The organism is Gottfriedia luciferensis, assembly GCF_001712755.1.
Classification (GTDB): Bacteria; Bacillota; Bacilli; order Bacillales; family Bacillaceae_G; genus Gottfriedia; species Gottfriedia luciferensis_B.
On sequence record NZ_MDKC01000002.1, the window covers coordinates 206,692 to 222,678 of the forward strand.

Below are 15,987 nucleotides of genomic sequence, written 5' to 3' on the forward strand. Positions count from 1 at the left end.
ACTATAAATGTTTAATTTTTATAGTTAAGGAGCGTTTGTTAATGGATTTCCACAAATTTAAGAAGGACTCCCTAACGCAATATAAATGACTAAAGTGAAATCTTTAAATATCAATTTCGAAATTAATAAGGTGAAATAAATGATTGTAAATACACTAAATGAAGTAAATAAGTTAATTACAGAATGGCAAACAGCAATTGAAGCGGAACGAAATTATTTGAAATTTCATGGTGGGAGAAGTTATACCCTTTCTAAGGGGACTCCTCTATACCAAATTGGACAAAGTACGGTGATCTTGTTTACGATTTATGCAGAAATTTTTGCCCCAGAAGGAACGCCGGTTCGAATAAAAATAGAAAATCAAGAGTATCAAGGTGAATTGTTGTCATTTAAAGGCTCTCAAGTTGAAATTAAAATAAATGAAAGAATTACTTCAACAATTCCATATGCAGAACTTTTTAATGAACCATGGGAGTTACTAGATCAATTAATTGAAAGACTTGAGGAAATAAAAGATTATCGTAGTAAACAAAAAAGAATTATGAAGCTAATGAATGCTGATTCAACCGCTAAACATTTAAGTAAAATGAAGAAAGAAGTTTCAACAAAGCAGGAGTTAATTTATCGTTCGTTTTATAATGCAACAACATATATATGGGGTCCACCAGGTACTGGGAAATCTTATAATTTAACGAATATTATTTTAAAACATTACGAAAAAAATAAGTCCGTTTTAGTAATAGCTCATTCTAATGCTGCAGTAGATGTATTAATGAAAAATGTAATTCATGAATTAGAACAGAAAGATAAATGGAAAAGTGGCGAGATTGTCCGCTATGGGTATACAAAAGATGAAGTATTATTACAACATGAAGACGTCCTTTCTTCAAAGCTTGTAGAAGTAAATGGAAGTATAAATCAATATGAGTTGGAAAATTTAGATGAACGAAAGCACTCGATGTTAAGGAAAGCTAGAAGAGGTGCAGCCTCAAAAAAAGAATTAGATGATTTAAGTAAAATTCAAAATAAGTTAAATAAAATTCGAGGGGAAATTCGTGAAAAAGAAAAGGAATTGATTGATCAAGCAAAAGTGATTGGAACTACATTATCAAAATGTTCAATAGATCCTTTAATCTATTTACGCCAGTTCGATTTAGTGATTGTTGATGAAATTAGTATGGCGTATACACCACAAATCGCCTTTGCTTCAACATTAGGGAAAAGAATTGTTGTATGTGGAGATTTTAAACAATTACCACCAATTGCATCATGTTTTCATAATGAATTTGTGAAAAAATGGCTACAAGAAGATTTATTTCACCATACAGGAATTGTCCAAAAAATAGAAAATGGTGAACAATTAATTAATTTAGTTTTACTGAATCAACAAAGGAGAATGCATCCGGCCATTTCTGGATTTACAAATAAAGAAATCTATCATTCGTTAGTGTTTGATCATCCTTCTGTAAAAAAAAGACAGGAAATCGCTAAACATAGACCGTTTCCAATGGAAGCAAATAGTTTAATAAATTCACAATTTCTTAAAACTTATGCATTAAAAGATTCAAATACGAATTCTAGATATAATTTAGGCTCTGCGATTATTGCAATTCAATGTATTCTTTCAAGTATAGTAGATGGGGTCAAGTCAATTGGAATTGTTACGCCATATAGAGCACAGGCAAAGTTACTTACCGCACTCCATAAAGAGATGATCGGCAAAACAAAATATCGAGAATTGCCAATACAAATCGCAACAGTTCACCGATTTCAAGGAGCGGAGTGCGACGTAATCATTTTTGATTCAGTTGATACGAAACCACAATATTCTCCTGGATTACTACTAACAGATCAAAACAGTGAAAGATTAATTAATGTTGCTTTGACTAGAGCTCGAGGCAAATTTATTCATATTGCAGATATTCCATTTATAAAAAGTAAAACAAATTCAAAAAAGACGATTAATAAGTTAATTCATTTCCAGATGGATAATGAATACAAGGTGAGTAAAGAAGAGTTTGAAAAGGTTTTTTCAAAGAGTATATCAAAGAGGTTAAGACTGTTTTCAAATGATTCCATAGACATGAAAAATGAATTAGTAACTGATCTAAAAAATGCTAACAAAAAAATAGTTGTCTCCATGCCTAATTTATCTGAAATGTCTTTGGAAATACGAAAACTTATCAATGAAGTTGAGATACCTATTCTCTTTATAAGTGAATCGTATTTTGAAAATCAAAAAAATAGAAGTTTTATTAAAAAAGATCAAGTTCAACCTTTCATTATGATTGATAATGAAATTTTATGGTATGGTATACCCTTGTCAAATGTTAGTTTAAACCAATCAAATAACTCTGCGAGATTGAATTGTCCTTTAACATGTCAAATATTAAAAGGATTTATCGATTATTAAAAGTTACATAGAGCGTATTCTATGTAATTTTTTTTATTCTTATTAAATAATTTATTGCATAAATTAATAATAAAATGCTACGGGATAGGTGAATAAATGGTCGATCGATCGGTATTTTCTAAATTGTCTATGCCATGTGCTTTTTTAGATTGGGATGCTTTTGTTCAAAATGTGGATGATATTGCAGCTAAATCAAACGGTAAGAAAATACGAATTGCTACAAAATCAATTCGTAGTGTACAAGTTTTAAAATATATATTAGAGAGCAATGATTGTTATGAAGGGCTAATGTGTTATAACCCCCATGAAGCAGATTTTCTTGCTGAAAATGGATTCGATAATTTGTTAATTGGTTATCCAACAGTTGATGTAATAGGATTAAATAAAATTGCATTACAAATAAAAAAGGGTAAAAAAATCATTTGTATGGTGGATCAGACTGAACAAATTAGTATGATTGAAAAGATTGCAGCAAAAAATGAGATTGTTATTCCACTTTGTATCGATATAGATATGAGTACATCATATTATGGGTTTCATTTTGGAGTTAGGAGGTCACCAATAAAAGAACCTAGAGATTTAGTACCTCTACTAACCCATATTTTGCAATCATTGAACGTCCGCTTAGAAGGAATTATGGGATATGAGGCGCAAATTGCGGGTGTTGGTGATGACGCTAAAAATAAGTTTATTAAAAATAAAATAATACAGTTTTTAAAGACGAAATCATTAGGTGAAATAGCGAAAAAACGAAGAGATATTGTTAAATACATTGAAAAGGATGGCTACCATCTTGAGTTTGTAAATGGTGGAGGAACTGGAAGTCTTCATTCGACGACAAAGGAAAAAGTGGTTACAGAAGTAACAGTAGGCTCTGGATTTTACGCTCCAACATTATTTGATGAATACAGAAATTTTCAATATCAACCAGCAATAGGCTTTGCTTTACCAATCATTCGAAAACCAGCAGATAAGATTTTTACATGCACAAGTGGAGGATTTATCGCTTCAGGTGCTGTAGGAAAAGAAAAATTACCAACTCCATATTCCCCAGATCATTGTACTTTATTACCACTAGAAGGTGCTGGTGAAGTTCAAACCCCAGTTTTTTATTCAGGTCATGAAGATTTAAAAATAGGAGAAGCAATTTTATTTAGACCAAGTAAGTCTGGTGAAATTGCTGAGCGTTTTTCTCATTTATATGTAGTAAGTAAAAATAAGATTATCGACCGGTTCACAACATACAGAGGAGATAGGGGGTGCTTCCTATGAAAAGTATGTTATGGAAAAACTGGTCTGGAAGTGTAAAGTTTAAACCGAATCAAGTATTTTATCCTTCATCGATTGAAGAAGTTGTTAACCTCGTTAAAAAAGCTAACTCGGAAAATAAGAAAATAAGAGTAGTAGGTTCATGTCACTCATTTACTCCACTAATTTCAACAAACGACTATTTACTGTCACTAGATAATTTAAATGGTGTTATTTCTATCAACAAAGAGGAACAAATTGCCGAAGTTTGGGCTGGAACTAAGCTTGAACAATTAGGAAATGAATTATATGAATCAGGTTTTTCACAAGAAAACTTAGGTGATATAAATGTTCAATCGATTGCAGGAGCATTTTTAACGGGTACGCATGGCACAGGAATTGATCACGGAATTTTATCTACGCAAATCGAAGAGATGACAGTAGTATTACCATCTGGTGATCTATTAGATTGATCAAAGACAAAAAATACAGATATTTATAGGGCAATTGGCGTATCGTTAGGTCTACTTGGCATAGTTGTTAAATTTAAAATTAGGATAAAGCCTGCTAAAACGTATCGTTTTGAGAGTAAAAAAATAAAGATTGATGAAGTTTATAGTAATCTACTAAATTTGAAAAAAGAAAATGAACATTTTGAGTTTTACTTATTCCCTTATTCTGATCAAGTTCAAGTAAAGATAATGAATGAAACTAGAACGAAGAAACATTCATTTAAATTTGAGAAATGGAAGGTAGCAACCATTGAAAATAAAGCATTCTGGTTATTAAGTGAATTTAGTAGAAACTTTCCAAAAAGTAGTTCTCAAATTAGTAAAATAAGTGGTAGCAGTGTTCCAAATTCAAGAATGGTCGGACCGAGCCATGAATTATTTTCAACAACTCGAAATGTAAAATTTAACGAAATGGAGTACAGTATTCCAGCTGAATATATGAATGATGCGACTTTAGAAATACAAGAAGAAATAAAAAATAAACGTTTTAACGTCCATTTCCCAATCGAATGTCGATTCGTACAAGGAGATAATTTTTTAATAAGTCCTGCTTCGATGCGTGATTCAGCGTATATCGCGATCCATATGTATAAAGGAATGCCGCATCAAGACTATTTTAATAGAATAGAAGAAATTCTTCAAAGCTATAACGGCAGACCACATTGGGGAAAAATGCATTCAATGAATTTAGAAAGACTAAATCACTCGTATCCATCATTATCTAACTTTCTTACTATTCGAAGTCAATTAGATAAGAATAATATTTTTGTGAATGCTTATTTAGCGAAATTATTTAAGATTGAATAAAGTTGTTGGTTAGATGACTTGCTGTTAAATAATTTAATAGTATCAGCTGTACTACCTTAATTATATAAGAGGTTAAATTAAAAAGTACGAACATTAAGTGAATAAATTTGGAAAACTCGCTCTAAATAATAGATAGATTTAAAATGACTGAACAAGCTTCAGTCATTTTTTTATGAAAATCTAATTGAAAATATTTATCAATTGTATTATGATAAGTGATGAGAAGAATTATCAATATCAATTACATATATTTAATTTAGATTTTTTCGGGGGTATTTTCATGAAGAAGCAAACTACAATGATCGCAATTTCTCTTGCTACTAGTTTAATGATGGCAGGTTGTGCACAAAAAAGTGAAGAAGCTAGTAACGTAAAAAAAGAATCAAAAGTAGAAGCAAAAATAAATTTAGATTCTGAGATTAATAATTATAGAGATTTCGTTGTATCTCAAACGGAAGAGTTCGTATCAAATACACAGAAGTTCGTTGATGCAATTAATGCAGGAAACATGGCAGAGGCAAAACGTTTATATCCAATTAGTCGTTCATATTACGAAAGAATTGAACCTGTAGCAGAATCATTTGGGGATTTAGATCCAAAAATTGATGCCCGTGAAGGTGATGTACCTGCAAATGAATGGACTGGTTTCCATAAAATTGAGCAAGTTCTTTGGGTTCAAAATACAACAAAAGGTCTTGAAAAATATACAGAACAACTTATGAAGGATGCGAACTATTTAAGAGCAAAAGTAGAAACAGCTGAAATTGATCCTGTATTATTTGTAACTGGTCCTGTTGAATTATTAAATGAAGTATCATCTTCAAAAGTTACTGGTGAAGAAGAGCGATATTCTCATACTGATTTAGCTGATTTTGCAGCTAACGTGGAAGGTTCAGATAAAATCGTTCAATTATTATCAGAAAAACTAAAAGCAAAAGATGCTGATTTAGCTAAAACAATTGAAACTAGATTCAATGATTTAATGACAACATTAAATACTTATAAAAAAGGTGATCAGTACGTTGATTATAAACAGTTAAAAGAAGATGAAGTGAAAAAATTGGCTCAACAAGTAGATGCATTAGCAGAACCGATTTCTCAAGTTGGGTCAACATTAGGGGTTAAATAATATGAAAAAATTAGAAACGAATAAAGTTTCTAGAAGAGATGCATTAAAACTTATTGGAGTTGGTGGGGCTGGTATACTTATTGGTGCAACTGGAATTGAAACAGCTACTGAAAAGGTAACTAATTTCTTTTCACCAGCAAAAGCGGATGCAAGAGAGATACTTCCGTTTTATGGTAAAAAGCAACAAGGTATTACAACTCCTGCTCAAGATTTTATGTATTTGGCGTCATTTAAACTAGAAACTACTTCAAAAGCAGATGTCAAAACAATGTTTAAAAAATGGACTGAAGCAGCAGCTTTAATGAGTGAAGGAAAGGAACTAGGTGATTCAGATTTTCCTTCATCACCACCAATTGATACGGGGGAAGCAACAGGTTTACAACCAATGAAGCTTACGTTTACATTTGGAGTTGGCCCTTCATTTTTTGACCGATTATCAATTCAATCTAGTAAACCATCGGGGTTAAAAGATTTGCCTCATTTCCCTGGTGATGATTTGAGAGAGGAATGGAACGGTGGAGACATCGTAGTTCAAGTTTGTGCAAACGATCAACAAGTTGCTTTTCATGGTGTAAGAAACTTAATTCGAATTGGACGTGGGACTGTTAGTTTAAAATGGATGCAGCACGGTTTCCAACGTTCATCTGGAGCGGATCCATCTGGTAGTACACCTAGGAACCTAATGGGTTTTAAAGACGGTACTGGAAATCCAGATACAAAAGATGAAAAAGAAATGAATTCACATATTTGGGTACAAAATGGCGATGGCCCAGCTTGGCTAACAGGTGGTTCTTATTTAGTTGCAAGGCGTATACGTATCCGTGTTGAGGAATGGGATCGCAGTTCATTACAAGATCAAGAACAAACATTTGGTCGTCACAGATCATCTGGTGCACCAATCGGTGAAAGTAGTGAATTTGCTAAAATCGATTTAAAGAAAACAGATGATAATGGGAAATTACTGATTCCTGCAGATTCACATGTTGCCTTAGCAAAAGGAAAAGGTAAAATTAAAATTTTAAGAAGATCTTATTCATATACTGACGGTCTTGATATCCAAACGGGAAAATTAGATGCAGGCTTACTATTTGTTAGTTTCCAAAGAGATTTAGAAAAACAATTTATTCCTTTACAAGATAAATTAGCGAAAATGGATTTATTGAACGAATACATTGAACATAATGGTAGTGCAGTATTTGCATGCTTCCCTGGGGTTAAGAATGGAAGCTATATTGGCGAAGGATTACTTTAGGTGAATTGCATGAAAAAAAATATATTTTTAATAGCTAGTTTACTATTTTTTAGTTTAATATTTAGTCCGTTTCATAAAACATTTGCTGAAACTGATATCCAGGAACAAGTACTTTCACATATTGGTAACTCTTTAACAGAAGTTAAAAATGGTGAAAAAGATAAAGTAAAAACAGATTTATTAGCGATTAAAGAGTTAATTAAAAATGAGAAAAAAACTTCAAAATTAACTAAACTTGTTGACCAAGCGATTAAAGATATTGATCAAAATGAACTTGCAACAGTAAAAGATGATATTCGCGGGATCGCTTTTGAAACAGAAAAGTGGATCGAAAATACGAATGATAAAAAAGATCTTTCTCAAATTAATCTGACTAAAATAATATTTCATTTAAATAATGTTAAAACTTTATCAAATGAATCGAATTGGGAAAAGGCACAATCAGAGTATAAGCTTTTTGAAATTGAATGGTCAAAAGTAGAAAATGATATAAGAAAAGCAAACAGTGGTTTTTATGGTTCAATCGAAGCTAATATGATTACTTCTAGGTCAACTTTGTTTACTGAAAATCCTTCAATTACTAAAGTTAATGATTCTTTTACTAAATTAATCGATGTATTGAATAATCCAAGTAGTGACGCAACAAAAGAAGTTAGTATTGAGAAAGCTATAAAACTACTCAATCAAACAATCAATTATGTTGGATCAAATGATACAGAGAAAGCACAAGCAACGTTTAATGAATTTATACAAGATTGGCCATATGTTGAAGTAATGGTTCAATCAAATTCAATGGAATTATATAAGAAGATTGAAAATGATACATCCATTGCTTTAACTCAGTTAACTGAAAAGCCTGAATCTGCTACAACGATGAAAACATTAAAACAAATTCAAAACAATTTAAACTTAGCTACGAAGAAAACATCTTATACGATGTTTGATGCAGGGACAATTGTATTTCGTGAAGGTTTAGAGGCTTTAATTATTATTTCTGCTTTACTAGCATTAGTGTCAAAAGGTAAACAAGAATCAGCACGTAAGTGGATCTTTGTTGGTGGTGCTTGTGGTATTTTAGCTAGTTTAGTAGCCGGTTTATTATTCCAGTTCTTATTATCAAAGATCTCAGCTGGAATTAGTAATCAATTAATTGAAGGAATATCTGGTCTTATTGCTGTTGTTTTCATGTTAACAGTTGGGTTATGGTTGCATAAACAATCCCGCCAACAAGAATATGGAAGTAAGATGAAAGAAAAAGCAAAAGCAGCAATTGCTGGCGGAGGAATTCTTTCATTAAGCTTACTTTCATTTTTCGCAGTATTTAGAGAAGGTGCTGAAACAGTAGTATTTTATATCGGTATGAGTTCTTCAATTACAGCGAAAGAATTGATTACTGGTTTTGCAGGTGGAATCATTTTACTTGTAATAATTGGAATTTTCATCTTAAAAGGAAGCAAATTTATTCCTTTAAAGCCGTTTTTTACAATTGCAAGTTTATGTATTTATTACTTGACGTTTAAATTCATTGGTCAAAGTATACATGCATTACAAGGAATTGGCTATTTGCCTGACCATATGAGTACTATTTTTCCAACAATACCTAAATTAGGGATTTATCCTTCCCTAGAAAGTATCATTCCACAACTAATTTTATTACTATTTGTCATTTGGTTGTTCGTTGGAACAAAAGTTAAAAATAATAGTAAGTCAATTGCTGCTTAAAACAGTATAAGAAAACAGGCATAATTGTCCTTCAAATAGACAATTTATGTCTGTTTTTTATCGTCTTTTCACCTTAGTAATAGTCAAATCAGATTGATGGAATTCATTTAATAAAAAATTGGAAAATTATGAGCTAAAATATTTAAAAATTCTTTTAAAAGAGATAAGATAAGATTAAAGAATTAGATAGGTTTTCATAATAATATTATGTAAACTAGGTAAAGTAAGGAGGATTTTTAATGATTCAAAAAGCTACATTTGCAGGTGGTTGTTTTTGGTGTATGGTAACACCGTTTGAGGATTTACCTGGTATACATAGTATTGTTTCAGGTTATATGGGTGGGGAATTAGAAAACCCTACGTATGAAGAGGTTAAAAAGGGTACTACTGGCCATTATGAAGTAGTTCAAATTACGTTTGACGATGAATTATTCTCATACAAAAAATTATTAGAATTATTTTGGCCGCAAATTGATCCAACTGATCCAGACGGTCAATTCCAAGATAGAGGTTCACAATATCGAGCTGCCATATTTGTTCATAATGATTCACAGCTTAAGGAAGCAATGGAATCAAAAGAAAAATTAATTGAAAGTAATATGTTTAAGAAACCGATCGTAACTGAAATATTACAGGCAACCACTTTTTTTGAGGCTGAAGAGTATCACCAAGACTATCATAAAAAAAATCCAAAACACTATAAAGAAGATAGAGCGATGTCAGGAAGAGACGAATTTATTGAGTCAAATTGGAAAAAGTAGGCAAAAAAACAATAGAAGCTCCATTAGAGCTTCTATTATTTTTAAGGGAGATAGGAATATTTATCTATCCTAAAAATTTTCAATCCTTATATCTGCTCTCGAATGGAGGGATACTATGGAAACAAATCGAAGGCTAGTGACGATCGGGTTATTGGTAGCTGTTACATTGTCTGCGATTGAAGGGACGATTATAACAACTGCCACACCTACCATCACTACTGAATTATCTGGTGTTAAGTTGATGAGTTGGATTTTTGCAGCTTATATGTTGGCAATGACTGTAACGACACCCATCTATGGGAAGTTATCGGATTTATATGGTCGCAAAAACTTATTAATGTTTGGCATCATTTTATTTATTTTAGGTTCAGTTTTATGTGGTTTTTCACAAAATATGGGTCAATTGATATTATTTCGTACAATTCAAGGGCTAGGTGCTGGAGCTGCATTACCTTTAACGATGACAGTAATAAGTGATTTATATCCATACCAAGAAAGGGCTAAAGTACAAGGGTATATTAGTGCGGTTTGGGCTGTTTCAAGTGTAATTGGTCCATTAGTTGGAGGATTTTTTGTAGACTTCATTTCTTGGCGTTATATCTTTTTTATTAATTTTCCATTTGGCATCATTTCTATTATTCTATTTTGGAAATATTATCATCAGAAAATTGACAGTAAAAATACAGTTTCAATTGATTATTTAGGGTCCATCCTTTTTATATTCAGTACTTTATCTGCTTTATATGCTTTAGTTGTAGGAGGAGAGCAACATAACTGGACTTCTCCAAATTTACTTTTCCTTTTTGCTTTTGCAATTATTTTATTTGGGTTATTTCTTTTTGTTGAAACAAGAGCAAAAGAACCATTATTACCACTTTCATTATTCAAAATCAGAAATTTAGTCGTAACATATGCAGCAATGTTTATTGCACATGCGCTTCTAATCTCGATCGAGGTATATTTACCAGTTTATAATCAAAGTGTGTTTGGATTAAGTGCAACACAGTCAGGTTTAATGTTAATTCCACTTTCATTCGCTTGGACATTAGGTTCTTTTTTATCTGGTCGTTTCATTAAGAAAATGAAGGCAAGAAATATTATCCTATTAGGGGCTTTCTTATGTATTATAGGTGCCTTAGGTATGAACTTTTTTCATGATTCAAAAATATTAATTTATCCATTTAATGCATTTTTAGGTCTTGGCTTTGGTTTATCTTTTCCAATTTATATGATCCTAATTTCATCAGCAGTAGGAATGAACCAAAGGGGTATTGCAATTGCCGCAAATTCCTTTTTAAATACTTTTTCGCAAACAATTACCGTTGCTGTGTTAGGAACCATTTTTACAATTAAGGCTTCCGAAGTATTGAATGGTCAAAAATTAATCTTAAATGCTCATAATCAAATCAATCATTTATCGACAGTAAAAGCTGTTACGGCTGGTTTTGAAATCATCACTTTATTTATGGCGGTATTTAGTATTATTACGTTTATTTTCGTCTTTTTTTTACCGTCTGAACAATCTGAAGAAAAAAAGGCTGAAATAGCACACTAATATAGAAAAAGAAAGCTGGGAGAGAATGAACAACACACTTAAAGGGATTTTGTACGGTGTACTTGCATATGTGGTCTGGGGAGTCTTACCAATTTATTGGAAACTAATACAAGATATTTCTCCTTTTGAAATATTAACACATCGTATTATATGGTCTTTTGTAACGTTAATACTTTTCATTCTTCTTACAAAAAAATTAAAGCAATTTAAAATTACTTGGAAGCAAGTTGTAAGTAATAAAAAAGTATTCGTTTCAATGATTGCTATTTCACTATTAATTAGTACCAATTGGCTAATCTATATTTGGGCAGTCAATTCAAATCATATTCTTGATGCAAGCTTAGGTTATTATATTAATCCATTAGTTAGCATTATACTTGGTGTAATCGTATTGAAAGAGTCACTGTCTATTTGGCAAATCGTTTCAGTTTGTTTAGCAACAATAGGGGTAGGATATTTAACAATCATGTCAGGTACTTTACCTATCGTAGCAATACTATTATCTTTAACATTTGCTTTTTATGGATTATTGAAAAAGATTTTAAATATCGATTCTTTTTTAAGCCTTACAATTGAAACATTATTAATTTTTCCAGTGGCCTTACTATACTTTGGTTTTCTAGCTTATAAAGGCCAAGCGGGACTTGTAGAAAGTGCACCAATTGAGCAATTATTTATAGTAGGTGCTGGTTTAGTAACAATTATTCCTTTATTGTTTTTCGGTAAAGCAGCCCAATTAATTCCGTATACTTATGTTGGATTTTTGCAATTTATTTCACCAACAATTAGTTTATTAATAGGGATTTTATTATATGATGAAAGTTTTTCAAAGAAAGACTTTATCTCATTTTCATTTATTTGGTTAGCTTGTATCGTATTTGCGGTCTCTACTACACCGTTTATGAAATCAATTGAACAAAAACTTAAAAATCGAAATAAAAAGCAATCAATATCTGCCTAGAAATAGATTATGTATGTAGCTTTGAAAGGAGTAAAAATGGCTGTAAGTAAAACGAATGCAATGAGAATGTTAGATTCAAAAAAAGTTAACTATACAACCTTAAATTATGACTCGAATGATGGAAAGATTGATGGGGTTTCTGTAGCAAATAAAATAAATAAAGATCCTGAATTAGTTTATAAAACACTTGTATCAATCAGTCAATCTAAGGCGATTTATGTATTTGTCATTCCAGTCGAAAAGGAATTAGATTTAAAATTAGCAGCAAAAGCTGCTGGAGAAAAGAAAGTAGAATTATTACCAGTGAAAGACCTTTTAGCAAGTACAGGATATGTTCGAGGTGGCTGTTCACCAATTGGTATGAAAAAGCAATACCCTACTTTTATTGAAGAATCTGTTAATAATATAGAAGAGATTATTGTAAGCGGTGGAAAAATAGGTATACAACTTCAATTGAATGCAAAAGATTTAATACAATCAACTCGTAGCAAAATAGCAAAAATTTCAAAATAAACGAGTCTTATGAGGGATCCAAATGGTAGGGTATTTTATGTTTTATTTAGTAATCGTTAACATTGTTTCATTCGCAATTATGGGAATTGATAAGTCTCGGGCAAAAAGAAAAGCATGGAGAATTCCTGAACGCATATTATTTTTATTTGCAATTATCGGTGGTTCAATTGGTTCAATTTTAGGAATGTATTATTTTAGACATAAAACAAAGCATCCAAAATTTGTTTTTGGTTATTGGATCATCCTATTTATCCAATTCGTTATCTATTTTTTCTTTCTATAATTTAATGGGATAGTCTTACCTTAATTGTATAAAATATTTTTATGACAATTTAAGGAGGCGAAAGAAATGGGACGTGGAAATGGTGGAAGAAAAAATAACGCTAGTCAAAAACAACCAAACTACGAAGATAAATCAAATTTATCTGAATCAAAAAAAGCACAAAAGTAAAAAAGTTAGCCTGTGATCACTTGGTTGATACAGGCTTTCTTATTGGAAGTGGGGAATTTAAATGCAAAGTGAATGGTTTTCAAGAATTAAAGGAATCGGTATAGATGAGGTCTCAAATGAAAATATGACAATCTATTTTATAAAAGAAGAAGAGTTAAATGAGGCTAAAAAGGACTTAAGTAAAAAAATACAATGGCCAGAAAATTGGTTAATAATTGGCTTCGATGACGAAACAGATGATGTTATTTTCATCAACGAGGAATCAGGGGAAGTATGTACTGCCTATGAATTTGAACGGAAATGGGAAGTTGTTACACTGTATTCAAGTTTGAATGAATTCTTAGCTGCTTATGGATATTGAGCTTTAATAAAATGAGGGTGTTCCAAGATGAACCCCTTTTTTTTATGGGAAAACAGTGTACTGCAAATAAAATCTGAAAATCGCAAATAAAAATAGAGAAACCGCAATTAAAAATAGCAATACTATCTTGCAAATAGATGATGAAAAACTAAAAAAACAGCGGACTGCAAATAAATTCTGAATATCGCAAATAAAAATAGCAAAACTGCAATTAAAAATAGAGAACCGCAAATAAAATAAATAATTACCTGTACCAGTAAGGGTATTATAGCCTTAAAATTGAAATAAAGATGATACTTTGAAATTAGAAACTTGTAAATATGCTCTAATTCTTACTAAATTGTATAAAAATCTTTTAATAATCTTTGAAAAAGAGAGATTTAATTAACTATAAATGAAAAGTGCTGTTGAGATACCTCCGATTACTTTTATCAATTTAGATCAGTACTTAAATAATATTATTCTCGAGAACGTTTTATGATAATTTTCCAAAAGGCTCTGTAAAATCTAAACGTTCTATTATTGAACGTGTTCTTCTCCGTTTTCCACATATGATTCTAAAATAACTTTGTTTTTACTTTTGTAATAATAATACGTTTTATCATCATTTTTTAGTTTGATGCTAACCATCCAATTCTTATCTCCTTGTAAATTCGCAATAAATGGTTCACTGGAAATAATGTCATTCTTTGATATGTTCTTTTCCGTTGTTAGATACTTAGTTACACTTTTCTCAACATTTGACTTTTTATATTGAATATAACTAAATCCAATTCCAATGAAAATTATAAAAATTAATACAAACTTTCCTATTTTCTTCATATAAAACCTCCTAAGTGTCACAATAAAAGAGGCGCCCCCGTGTCAGTTAAACTCACTTTTGAGACAGCCTCTTTAATTACATTGATAAATTTTGAGTTTCACTCACTAACTCTGCTTTAGATTTTTTCTCTTTATTCAATAATCTAGCAAGAATTAAAAGCGAAACCGTTCCGAAAATTAAAACCATATATTGTAGACCAATTGTATCTAAAAATAGCCCTGTACTTAAAAGGACGATCTGAAATGTTACCCTGTCATACATACTTCTAAATGAGAAAAGTCGACCATGATATGATTTGTCAATTGAAGTTTGGAAAACAGTTGAACAAACAGGAAAGAAGCAACCAACTGAAAATCCGAAAATTGCAAATGAGATAAGAGTCATCCAATGGTGATCTGCAAAGAAAAGTGATAGCTGAGCAAAAGCTACTAAAAAAGTTGAAAAGTATAATAATTGCTTATTCGTATATTTTTTTGTTAATCGTTTAATGACAAATGCTCCAATCATAAATGAGATACCTTCACTTGTATAGATAAGGCCTTTAACTGAAGGATCATGTTGAATATCACTTATTTCGATTACCATTAAATTAAATCCACCAAGGAAAAGTACTGGCACTAGGTTTAAGATAAATAAATTTAAGATTGTTGGACTTTTTCTTATGAGTGCAAATATTTCAGCAAATCCTTTGTCTGTTTTAGAATTTTTTGTTTTTTCTACATTAATTGCTTTGATCGTAGGTTCTTCAATTCGTAAAAAGAACGTCATTAAAAATAAAAATGCATATGCTAGCATACTCATTCCATATACATTCGTGAGACTAGTTGATACAACTAAAATACCACCAATTGAAGTTCCGGCAATTCTGGATATTGTAGAAATATTCATATGAATCCCATTTAAAGTTAATAACTGTTCGTTTTTCACAATCATTGGTATAACAGCTTGAAGCGCTGGGAAGTAAAATGCGGCAGAAATTTGCAGCATAACTAAAAATAAGACCATGAAAATAATACTTTCGTATTGTATTGCAAAAAACATCAGAATTACACTTAAAGTTCGACCTAAACCACTAATTAATAAAATCCTTTTCTTTGAATATTGATCAATTAACCGTCCAGCCAACGGACCAACAAAAACTCCAGCTAATAAGCCGAAAAAAAGAATTAACGATTTAAAGAAATCTGATGGTACATGTTTTTGCATAAATTCTAAATTTCCGATAATTCCGAACCAAAGACCTATACCGGCTCCAAATTCACCGAACAACACGATCCAAACGTTTCGGTTTTTCCACATAAAAATTTCTCCCCATTTACCCAAAATATAATTCGACAAAAACTATTATCTCATCAATAGTAAAAAAAGACTATGTAAAATCGAAATAAAAAATGAAAAAGTGCAATATCGGATATGATTAATTGGGTTGTTGAAGTGGTGTTTGTTTTACTAAATGGGAGAATAATTGAAGATAGATAG

At 31.1% G+C, this 15,987-nt stretch carries 13 protein-coding genes and 1 pseudogene; 12 read left to right on the top strand and 2 right to left on the bottom strand.

Annotated features, from left to right (window positions below; all coding sequences use genetic code 11):
* Positions 1-139: 139 nt before the first annotated feature.
* The 12 genes and pseudogenes from BED47_RS03570 to BED47_RS03625 all read left to right on the top strand — a co-directional run bounded on the left by BED47_RS03570 (position 140) and on the right by BED47_RS03625 (position 13,685).
* A complete protein-coding gene (locus tag BED47_RS03570) occupies positions 140-2,413 on the top strand; it encodes an AAA domain-containing protein (protein ID WP_069032457.1) in 2,274 nt (757 codons plus the stop codon).
* 96 nt (positions 2,414-2,509) lie between these two features.
* The gene (locus BED47_RS03575; protein WP_069032458.1) at positions 2,510-3,685 is read left to right on the top strand and encodes an alanine racemase; all 1,176 of its coding nucleotides are present in this window, start codon (positions 2,510-2,512) and stop codon (positions 3,683-3,685) included.
* Positions 3,673-4,980 (top strand): annotated as a pseudogene (locus BED47_RS03580) (D-arabinono-1,4-lactone oxidase). Before BED47_RS03575 ends, BED47_RS03580 begins: the two are co-directional and overlap by 13 nt.
* Before the next feature lie 280 nt (positions 4,981-5,260).
* Positions 5,261-6,109 (top strand): iron uptake system protein EfeO, encoded by an 849-nt coding sequence (gene efeO / locus BED47_RS03585; RefSeq protein ID WP_069032459.1) that lies wholly within the window; start codon positions 5,261-5,263, stop codon positions 6,107-6,109.
* Between the two features lies 1 nt (position 6,110).
* Complete coding sequence (efeB, locus tag BED47_RS03590) at positions 6,111-7,361, top strand: iron uptake transporter deferrochelatase/peroxidase subunit (RefSeq protein WP_069032460.1); 1,251 nt, start codon at positions 6,111-6,113, stop codon at positions 7,359-7,361.
* Between the two features lie 9 nt (positions 7,362-7,370).
* Positions 7,371-9,083, top strand: a complete 1,713-nt coding sequence (locus BED47_RS03595; protein ID WP_069032461.1) for an FTR1 family iron permease — start codon at positions 7,371-7,373, stop codon at positions 9,081-9,083.
* 242 nt (positions 9,084-9,325) lie between these two features.
* Positions 9,326-9,844 carry a peptide-methionine (S)-S-oxide reductase MsrA gene (gene msrA, locus BED47_RS03600; RefSeq protein ID WP_069032628.1) on the top strand — a complete coding sequence of 173 codons (519 nt, stop codon included), beginning with the start codon at positions 9,326-9,328 and terminating at the stop codon, positions 9,842-9,844.
* A 115-nt stretch (positions 9,845-9,959) separates the two neighbouring features.
* Positions 9,960-11,399: an MDR family MFS transporter gene (locus BED47_RS03605; protein WP_069032462.1), complete on the top strand. Its 1,440-nt coding sequence runs from the start codon at positions 9,960-9,962 to the stop codon at positions 11,397-11,399.
* A gap of 25 nt (positions 11,400-11,424) precedes the next feature.
* The gene (gene rarD, locus BED47_RS03610; protein WP_069032463.1) at positions 11,425-12,360 is read left to right on the top strand and encodes an EamA family transporter RarD; all 936 of its coding nucleotides are present in this window, start codon (positions 11,425-11,427) and stop codon (positions 12,358-12,360) included.
* A gap of 36 nt (positions 12,361-12,396) precedes the next feature.
* The gene (ybaK, locus tag BED47_RS03615) at positions 12,397-12,873 is read left to right on the top strand and encodes a Cys-tRNA(Pro) deacylase (protein WP_069032464.1); all 477 of its coding nucleotides are present in this window, start codon (positions 12,397-12,399) and stop codon (positions 12,871-12,873) included.
* 22 nt (positions 12,874-12,895) lie between these two features.
* Entirely contained in the window at positions 12,896-13,156 is a 261-nt protein-coding gene (locus BED47_RS03620; RefSeq protein ID WP_069032465.1) for a DUF1294 domain-containing protein, read from the top strand.
* 229 nt (positions 13,157-13,385) lie between these two features.
* Entirely contained in the window at positions 13,386-13,685 is a 300-nt protein-coding gene (locus BED47_RS03625) for an SMI1/KNR4 family protein (RefSeq protein WP_069032466.1), read from the top strand.
* Positions 13,686-14,204: 519 nt separating this feature from the next.
* Here the strand turns inward: BED47_RS03625 and BED47_RS03630 are convergent.
* Both BED47_RS03630 and BED47_RS03635 read right to left on the bottom strand, forming a co-directional pair.
* On the bottom strand, positions 14,205-14,507 hold the full coding sequence (locus tag BED47_RS03630; RefSeq protein ID WP_069032467.1) for a hypothetical protein: 303 nt from the start codon (positions 14,505-14,507) through the stop codon (positions 14,205-14,207).
* A gap of 76 nt (positions 14,508-14,583) precedes the next feature.
* On the bottom strand, positions 14,584-15,807 hold the full coding sequence (locus BED47_RS03635; protein WP_069032468.1) for an MFS transporter: 1,224 nt from the start codon (positions 15,805-15,807) through the stop codon (positions 14,584-14,586).
* Between the last annotated feature and the right edge of the window lie 180 nt (positions 15,808-15,987).

Excerpts from the sequence above, each read along its gene's own strand:
- BED47_RS03570 (WP_069032457.1), top strand. The coding sequence starts at position 140 with ATGATTGTAAATACACTAAATGAAGTAAATAAGTTAATTACAGAATGG.
- BED47_RS03575 (WP_069032458.1), top strand. The coding sequence starts at position 2,510 with ATGGTCGATCGATCGGTATTTTCTAAATTGTCTATGCCATGTGCTTTT.
- efeO (WP_069032459.1), top strand. The coding sequence starts at position 5,261 with ATGAAGAAGCAAACTACAATGATCGCAATTTCTCTTGCTACTAGTTTA.
- efeB (WP_069032460.1), top strand. The coding sequence starts at position 6,111 with ATGAAAAAATTAGAAACGAATAAAGTTTCTAGAAGAGATGCATTAAAA.
- BED47_RS03595 (WP_069032461.1), top strand. The coding sequence starts at position 7,371 with ATGAAAAAAAATATATTTTTAATAGCTAGTTTACTATTTTTTAGTTTA.
- BED47_RS03605 (WP_069032462.1), top strand. The coding sequence starts at position 9,960 with ATGGAAACAAATCGAAGGCTAGTGACGATCGGGTTATTGGTAGCTGTT.
- rarD (WP_069032463.1), top strand. The coding sequence starts at position 11,425 with ATGAACAACACACTTAAAGGGATTTTGTACGGTGTACTTGCATATGTG.
- ybaK (WP_069032464.1), top strand. The coding sequence starts at position 12,397 with ATGGCTGTAAGTAAAACGAATGCAATGAGAATGTTAGATTCAAAAAAA.
- BED47_RS03620 (WP_069032465.1), top strand. The coding sequence starts at position 12,896 with ATGGTAGGGTATTTTATGTTTTATTTAGTAATCGTTAACATTGTTTCA.
- BED47_RS03625 (WP_069032466.1), top strand. The coding sequence starts at position 13,386 with ATGCAAAGTGAATGGTTTTCAAGAATTAAAGGAATCGGTATAGATGAG.
- BED47_RS03630 (WP_069032467.1), bottom strand. The coding sequence starts at position 14,507 with ATGAAGAAAATAGGAAAGTTTGTATTAATTTTTATAATTTTCATTGGA.
- BED47_RS03635 (WP_069032468.1), bottom strand. The coding sequence starts at position 15,807 with ATGTGGAAAAACCGAAACGTTTGGATCGTGTTGTTCGGTGAATTTGGA.